The organism is Streptomyces sp. CB01580, assembly GCF_001905795.1.
In the GTDB taxonomy this organism is placed as follows: Bacteria; Actinomycetota; Actinomycetes; order Streptomycetales; family Streptomycetaceae; genus Streptomyces.
Genome location: NZ_LIXJ01000029.1, coordinates 72,224 through 79,559 on the forward strand (window position 1 = coordinate 72,224; position 7,336 = coordinate 79,559).

The window sequence follows — 7,336 nt, forward strand, 5'->3', positions numbered from 1 at the left end:
CGCGGCAGTCCGACGGCGGGGCCCAGGGGTGCGGCGGCGCCGGGCACGGCCCGCGGACGGGCCCGCCCGGATGCGTCCGCGGGCCGAGGTGCAGGTCACGGCGGTACGCCCCGGAAACGAACCCGCCGTGATCCGGCATTACCATGGCGCTGTTTCGATTCTGCGGATGTGCGCCATGCCGGGCGAGGTACTGGGCTCCGCACCTACACACAGGGAGCGACCATGAGCCTCGGCGTGCGCTGGACCTTGCACGGCGACGGGAGAACGCCCGCGCCGGGGGCCGTGGTCCGGCCGGACGAACGGCTCTCCTGGCCCCGTACGTTCGGGCTCGGCGCCCAGCACGTGGTCGCGATGTTCGGCGCGTCCTTCGTCGCCCCGGTGCTCATGGGTCTCGACCCGAACCTGGCGATCATGATGTCGGGTGTCGCGACCGCCATCTTCCTGCTGGCCACGCGCGGCCGGGTGCCCAGCTACCTCGGCTGTTCGCTCTCCTTCGTCGGCGTCGCGGCGACGATCCGGGCGAGCGGCGGCAGCAGCGCCGTGGTCACCGGCGCGGTCTTCGTGGTCGGCGTGGCCCTCTTCCTCGTGGGCCTCGCGGTGCAGCGGTTCGGCGCGCGGATCATCCACGCCGCGATGCCGCCGGTGGTCACCGGCGCCGTGGTCATGCTCATCGGCTTCAACCTGGCGCCGGTGACCGCGTCGACGTACTGGCCCCAGGACCAGTGGACGGCGCTGCTGGTGATGCTGTTCACCGGGCTGGCCGTGGTGTGTCTGCGCGGCTTCCTGTCCCGGATCGCGATCTTCCTGGGCCTGGTCTTCGGGTACGTGCTGTCCTGGGGCCTCGACCGGGTCTTCGGCAAGATCCACTCCCCGGTGGGCGGCGCCGAGGCCGTCGACCACTGGCGGCTCGACCTGTCGGGCGTCTCCAAGGCCGACTGGATCGGCCTCCCTTCCATCCACGCGCCGAGCTTCGAGTGGTCGGCGATCCTGGTCGCCCTGCCGGTGGTCATCGCGCTCATCGCCGAGAACGCCGGGCACGTGAAGGCCGTCGGCGAGATGACGGGGTCCTCGCTGGACGACAAGCTGGGCACCGCGATCGCCGCCGACGGCGCCGCGTCGATGCTGTCGACGGCCGTGGGCGGCCCGCCGAACACCACGTACTCGGAGAACATCGGCGTCATGGCGGCGACCCGGGTCTACTCGACCGCCGCGTACTGGGCGGCCGCCTGCTTCGCCCTGCTGTTCGGACTCTGCCCCAAGTTCGGCGCGGTCGTCGCCGCCATCCCCGGCGGTGTGCTCGGCGGGATCACCGTCATCCTGTACGGCATGATCGGCCTGCTCGGTGCCCAGATCTGGCTGCACGCCAAGGTCGATCTGCGCAATCCGCTGAACCTGGTCCCGGCCGCGGCGGGCATCATCATCGGCGTCGGCGGGGTCAGCCTGAAGATCAGCGACAACTTCGAGCTGAGCGGCATCGCCCTGGGCACGATCGTGGTCATCACCGGCTACCACGTGCTGCGGGCCTTCGCCCCGGCCCATCTCAAGACGCAGGAACCCCTCCTGGACTCGGGCACGTCGGCGTACGACGAACCGGGGGCGAAGGAGAGGTCCTAGTGCCGGTCCCGGCACTGGTCTCCCGAGTCAGGAGACCAGGTCGCGGCCGTCCACCGGCCCGGGCCGTGGCGCTGCCGCACGGCACTCGCCGGTCCGTGCCCCCTCCGGACGGCCACCGTCCGAAACCGCCCCTGGTCCGGCCCGCCTCGGCCGGACCAGGGGCGGTTCTCACGCGGTGGACAGGACGTGGCGCAGGACCTCGGCGAGGGCGCCGCGCGAGAAGCCGGTGGCGCGCCAGGCGACATGCCCGTCGGGGCGTACGAGGAGGGCGTCGTCCGGCCCCGTGGCCCCGCCGATCCTCGCCCACCCACCCGGGACGGCCTCGCGTCGCGCGCCGTCGCACAGCGCGCGGGCCTCGACCGGGATCCCCGCCCCGCGCAGGGTGTCGGCCTCCCGGCGCCGGTCCGGGCTGTCCGTCCCCGTGAGGAGGGTGAAGCCGGGGCCGACGAGGTCGAGGGTGGAGGTGATGTCCGGGGAACCGCCGACGAGGCGCACGTGCGGCAGTCGCTTTCCGGGGGCGCAGTCGGGGTGGAGGCCCGTGGCGTCCAGCGCGGTGTGACCGCCCGCCCCGGTGCCGGGGACGGGAACGACCGCGGTGGAGCGGTAGTCGGCGGTCAGGAGGAGTTCGTCGTCGATGCGGTATCCGGCGCGGTCACGGGCGTTGGCGGTGGAGATGTCGATGACCCGGCGGGCCACCGGCCGGCGTTCGGCCCCGTAGGTGTCGAGCAGGGCGTCGCCGGCGCGTCCGGCGACGACAGCCGCGAGCTTCCAGGCGAGGTTGTCCGCGTCCCCGATGCCGGTGTTCATCCCGTGCCCGCCCGTCGGGGGGATCGCGTGGGCCGCGTCGCCGACGAGGAGCAGGCGCGAGACGCGGTAGGCGGCGGCGAGCCGCGCGTCCATCCGCCAGGTCATCGTGTCCCGCACGGTCACGTCCAGGTCGGGGATACCGGCGGCGGTACGGACGAGCTCCGCCAGGTGCCCGGGATCGCAGAGGTCGTCCGACCGCTCCGCCCCCGGTTCCAGGGGGTACTGGTAGATCCACCGCCGGTCGTTGTCGACGGCCATGAAGCCCCCGCGCCCCGGCACCGTGAGGAAGTACGAGGCGCTCGCCCGGTCGGCCACGACCTCGCCCAGGGGCGCCTCGAAGCGGACGCTGAGGTACCGCCCCAGACCGGTGGGGCCCTCCATCGCGATCCCCGCCTCGCGGCGCACGGTGCTCGCGGCACCGTCGCAGCCGACGACCCAGCCCGCGCGCACGGAGTGCCGGGCCCCGGTCGTGGTGTCCTCGACGACGGCGTCCACCCCGTGGCCGTCGTCGGCCAGCGACAGCAGCCGCGTGCCGAACCGGACTCGCGGGCCGGCCAGGTCGCGGGCGTGCCGCAGCAACAGGGGCTCCAGGACGTCCTGGGAGCAGATCAGGCCCGGTGAAGGCGTGTGCTCGTCGTGCTCGTCCTCGGCGGGCCGGTGCGCCGGGCCGGTACGGACGAAGTCCGGATCCACGAGGTCGCGGCCGCGGTAGAAGGAGACCTGGGACGGTGGAAGACCGGCCTCGCGGACGGCGGGCTCCAGGCCCATCCGCCGGAAGATCTCCATGGAACGGGCGGCCAGACCGCGCGCCTTGGGGTGGGTGGAGGTGCCCGGACGGGCCTCCACCAGCAGGTGGTCGACCCCGTGACCGGACAGCAGGGCCGACACGGTCAGGCCGACCGGGCCGCCCCCGACGACCAGTACGGACACGTTGGACGGAACAGACATGACCCTCCCCATGGGCGTGACCCTTCTCCAGACGATCAGCCGACCAGCCGACCTGCCGACCTGCCGACCTGCCGACCTGCCGACCTGCCGACCTGCCGACCTGCCGATCACGTAACGGCTAATTCCATTTTTTGACGTTACCATGGGACGGCCGACGGCACGGAGCGAGGGAAGCGAAGGAGAGGCGATGAGCGGCGACATCCCCGGCGACGACAAGCCACGGGGTCTGTACTTCCTGACCGACCTGGTCAACACGGTCGTGGAGGGCGCCCCGGCGGACGCGGCAGCGCTGCGGGGCGTACTGGAGCGGCACGGCGGACCACCCCTCGCGCTCACCGAGGACACCGCCCGCGAGTTGTACGACGCCACCGGGTCGCTGATCCGGATCCTGGACCTGGACGACGTGGACGAGGCCGCCCAGGCCATCAACTCGCTGCTCGACCGCCACCCCGCCCGGCCCCGTCTGGTCCGCCTGCCCGGGCGCCCCTGGTCGCTCCACGCCCGGGCGCCGCACGACGCGGACCCGGCCCACTGGCTCCTGTCCACCACCGCCCTCGCCCTCGCTCTCTGGCTCGGCGAACGCGGATACTGCGCCTGGGGGCGGTGCGCGGCGCCCGGATGCCGGCGCTATTTCATCGACACCGGCCGCCGCTCGCCGCAGCGCTACTGCTCATCGCGCTGCGGCACCCGCGTGCGCGTCGCCGCGCACCGCGACCGGCGGGAGCGGTGAGCCGCGACCGGTGAGCGACGGCCGATGAGCGGGCCCGCCGTTCAGGGGCGGTGCTCAGAAGCAGTCGCCGAACCAGTGGACCGCGCCCGGCGCGGTGACGGTGGCCCGCACCGACTCCTCGGTGGCGTGCAGCGGGCGCGCCATGCCCGCGTGTTCCGTCACCGTCCGGGCGTCCGCCAGCAGCGCCGGCCGGGCCGCCCGGAGCACCGGCCCGTCGGGAAGCCGGACCCTGGCCCGGTCCAGCCCGGCGGCCCGGCCCCGTTCGCCGACGGCGGCGAGCAGCGCGCCCAGGCACCCGGGCGCGCCCGCGAACTCGTGGACGTCCACACGTTCCGTCTCCGGGCGGGCCACGATCCAGCCGACGACCTCCCCCGATCCGGGGTCCTCCGCCACGAGCGAGGCTTCGAGCGGGCCGTACCAGGCGGGCACCCGCACCGCCCAGTCCTGCGGGGTCCGCACCGCGCTGAGCGGCCGGGTCGTGTTGTACGCGTCGTGCAGGGCGGCCACCGCAGGGGCGTCCCGTTCGGCGGCGGCGCGGATCCGGAAGGTCCCGGGATCCGGCGAGGGCGCGAGCGTCCCCTCGGTGTACGTACTGGCGAACTCCCGCCACCCGGAGCCCCGGTAGACGCCCGGCGTCCCGGTGAACAGCAGGGACCAGTCGCACCCCTCGGCCGTCATGACGCGTTCCGCCGCCACCAGCAGCCGCCGCACCAGCCCCTGACCGCGGGCCTCGGGGCGGGTGGCGACGCTGCCGATGCCGCCCACCCGCCGCGGCACTCCGTGCGCGTCGCGGATCCGCCTCGGCACGTAGACCACGACGGCGTCGATCCCGCCGTCCGTGTCGTTCTGCGCGACGAAGGTGTGCCGGTGGCGGTCGGGGTCGAGGGCGTGCAGGCGGGGGAGGTGCGGGGCGTCGAAGCAGCGCGCCCACAGGGCGGCCAGCGCCGGTTCGTCGGCCGGGGTCGTGGTGCGGACGTGGGCGCTCACAGGATCACGTTCCCGTCCGTGCGCGTCGCGGCGCCGTTCTCGGGCATCGCGGTGCGTTTCGTGCCGTCCTCCACGCAGGCGGTGTGCAGGGCGGAGACCAGGGCGTCCGGGGCGAGGTGGAGGGTGCCGCCGGTGAAGCGGCCGCCGGTCGCCGCGTAGTGGTTGGTGCCGTCGGCGATGCGCACGTGGGCGGTGCCGGCCTGGGAGACGGCGCCGGCGAACCCGTTGAGGTCCCAGGTCACCGTGCCCGGTCCGGACGCCCGGCCGAGCAGTGCCCGCGCCTTGTTGGTGCCGGTGAACCGGGCGCCGCCGGTGACGCCGATCCGCTGGTCGCGCACGGCGCTGAGCTCGAAGCCGGTGTTCTCGTACCGGCCGCCGTCGATGTGCAGCGCGGCGGAGCCGACCGAGAGCGGGGCGGCGTCCTCGGTACCGGTGACGGTGCAGTCGGTGAAGTGGACGGGACCGGCACCGCGCAGGATCGCGCCGTCGATCCCCTTGAAGACGCAGCGCACGAAGTGGACGGGCGCGGTGACCGGGGTCTGGACGAGGACGGCGCCCGCGGGCGGCTCGAAGGAGCAGTCGCTGACGGTGGTGGGCCGGGTGGAGCGGGCGGAGCGCTGGGCGACGGCGAAGGTCCTGGCGGTGCAGCCGCGGACCTGCGCGCCGTCGGCGTTGACGGTGAGGGTGCCCGCCTGGTCGAAGGTGGGGCGGGCGATCACGGTGACGTCCTCGAGGGTCAGGTCCGTGATCTTGGTGTTGGCGGTGAACCAGGAGCAGACGTGCCGGCGCACCGTGATCCGCTTGGCGGAGATCCCCCACTGGGCCCCGGAGTTGGCGATGTCCATCAGGCCCGAGTTGCCGTCGAAGAGCAGGTCGTGCTCGTACTGGCCGTGGGTGGTGAAGGGGTTGCCGCCCGCGTCGTCGCCGTCGCCGTGGCAGTTGACGACCGCGCAGTACGCGGACGCGGTGAGGTCGTTGAGGTGGCGCACGTTGCTGGTCGTGCAGTCGGCGACGTGCCCGTAGAGGCAGTAGATCTGCTGGGTGAGGTAGCCCGCGCCGCCGTACTCGACGGTGGGCGGGTTCTTCAACGAGCAGTTCTCGGTACGGAACCGGGTGCACCAGCGCCGCATGATCACCGGCCAGAAGGTGCCGGTGGCGTGGATCCCGGAGACGTCGCAGCCGACGGCGTACTCGAAGCTGACGGGGTGGGAACCGGTGTACTCGTCGGGACCGGCCCCCTCGAAGACCATGTTGCGGACGTGTGCGTTCCGCACGGGTTCGACCCGGGTCCAGGTGAGTTCGCGGCCCTTCGCCAGCTCCCAGCCGTTGAGGTAGCCGATCCGGACGTGCGTCGCGTCGACGATCTCGGTGATCTCCACGAGCTTCTGCAGCTCGCGCTCGTCCCGGCCGCCGCCCGCGACCGGGGCGACCTGGACCGCCCACCACTGGCCGACCTCGAACGCCTTGGCATCAGGGACCGGGAAGGTGTCGGTGAGTTCGACGACCGTGCCGGAGAGCGCGTGGCGGACGGTGGTGTCGGTGACGGTGCCGCGGAAGGAGAGGACGGCTCCGAAGGGGTTGTCGTGGGTGTTCTTCTCGATGCCTTCGGTGCGTATGTGGTGGCCGCCGAAGTCGAGTTCGATGTTGGAGCGGTCGAAGAGGTGGCGCTTGGTGAACAGGAGGTCGGTGTGGGCCTCGATGCGGTGGACGCTCTTGTCGGTGATCATGGCGTCGAGGGCGGCGTCGGCGGGGGTCTTCGCGTCGAAGTGGCCGAAGGTGCGGAAGTCGAGGGTGCCGGTGTGGAGCTGGTGCCAGCGTCCGGGGCCGGGGTTCTTGGTGCCGGGGGCGATGACGGTGCCGCCGTTGTGGGCGGTGGTGGACTTCTTGTTCCAGCGGACGGCCATGCCGCCGCCGTCGCCGGGGGTGCGGTAGCCGGCGACCAGGACCTGGGTGCCGTCGGGATACGGTTTCGTGTTCAGCGCGCGCAGCGCGGCGACGGTGTCGACCCGCAGGACGTCGCCCGCGTGGGACGGCGCGGCCTGCGCGCTGCCGGTCGCCACGGCCGTGGAGGCCACGACCAGACCGGCCAGACCCGAAGCCCGCAGCAGAGCACCGGGATCTGTCTGCTGCTCGTCGTGATCGGCTTCGGCACCGCCGCGTTCGTCGGCCACGAACGCATCACCGCCGCCGGGGCCTCCGGGAACAGTGCGATCCTCCAGGTCACCGGCGCGGTCGCGAGCGGCGGCCGGC

At 73.3% G+C, this 7,336-nt stretch carries 5 protein-coding genes; 2 read left to right on the plus strand and 3 right to left on the minus strand.

The features are described from left to right. Nucleotides 1–222: 222 nt before the first annotated feature. Nucleotides 223–1,614, plus strand: a complete 1,392-nt coding sequence (locus tag AMK22_RS30480; RefSeq protein WP_073790313.1) for a uracil-xanthine permease family protein — start codon at nucleotides 223–225, stop codon at nucleotides 1,612–1,614. A 168-nt stretch (nucleotides 1,615–1,782) separates the two neighbouring features. Here AMK22_RS30480 and AMK22_RS41885 read toward each other — a convergent pair whose 3' ends face one another. Further along, a complete protein-coding gene (locus AMK22_RS41885) occupies nucleotides 1,783–3,369 on the minus strand; it encodes an FAD-dependent monooxygenase (protein ID WP_073790315.1) in 1,587 nt (528 codons plus the stop codon). Nucleotides 3,370–3,556: 187 nt separating this feature from the next. On the opposite strand from AMK22_RS41885, the gene AMK22_RS39660 reads away from it, so the two are divergent. Continuing rightward, nucleotides 3,557–4,099: a CGNR zinc finger domain-containing protein gene (locus tag AMK22_RS39660; RefSeq protein ID WP_158072089.1), complete on the plus strand. Its 543-nt coding sequence runs from the start codon at nucleotides 3,557–3,559 to the stop codon at nucleotides 4,097–4,099. A gap of 54 nt (nucleotides 4,100–4,153) precedes the next feature. Here the strand turns inward: AMK22_RS39660 and AMK22_RS39665 are convergent, their stop codons facing one another. Then, nucleotides 4,154–5,086 (minus strand): GNAT family N-acetyltransferase, encoded by a 933-nt coding sequence (locus AMK22_RS39665; protein WP_073790316.1) that lies wholly within the window; start codon nucleotides 5,084–5,086, stop codon nucleotides 4,154–4,156. Beyond that, on the minus strand, nucleotides 5,083–7,336 hold a 2,254-nt coding region (locus tag AMK22_RS41295; protein ID WP_443333327.1), incomplete at its 5' end, for a peptidase C14. The genes AMK22_RS41295 and AMK22_RS39665, both read right to left, overlap by 4 nt.